The 495-nt window shown below is 32.5% G+C and carries 1 protein-coding gene; it reads left to right on the top strand.

All coding sequences use genetic code 11. The features are described 5' to 3' along the window. Nucleotides 1-283 (top strand): hypothetical protein (locus EZV73_RS28420; protein ID WP_240843937.1); only part of this gene is annotated, 283 nt, incomplete at its 5' end. Between the last annotated feature and the right edge of the window lie 212 nt (nucleotides 284-495).

The raw sequence follows: 495 nt of genomic DNA, 5'->3' as shown, positions 1-495 counted from the left end.
TGATGATGACTCTAATGATGATGACTCTAATGATGATGACTCTAATGATGATGACTCTAATGATGATGACTCTAATGATGATGACTCTAATGATGATGACTCTAATGATGATGACTCTAATGATGATGACTCTAATAATGATGACTCTGATGATGATGATAACTCAAATAATAATGACTCTAATGATGATGATTCTGATGATGATGATGACGACGATGATGACGACGATGATGACGACGATGATGACGATGATGATGATGACGACGATGATGACGATGACTAGAAACAGAAAAAGTAAGAGAAGGAATAACTTTCTCTTACTTTTTTAGAATATTCATTTCTTTTACTGTAAACGGTTAATCATGCGTACCTTTTTAAAAAATAGTATAACTGATATTCTTGATAATAAGTAATAGTAAGCTCGAAAAACTGTTTAGAGTTTTTTGAGTAACTCAAGTTTATCGAGGAGGTACTTTTTATGAATGTACGAAGAGC

The organism is Acidaminobacter sp. JC074 (assembly GCF_022496765.1).
Classification (GTDB): domain Bacteria; phylum Bacillota; class Clostridia; order Peptostreptococcales; family Acidaminobacteraceae; genus JABXKX01.
This window is presented reverse-complemented; position numbering and strand designations above follow the sequence as displayed.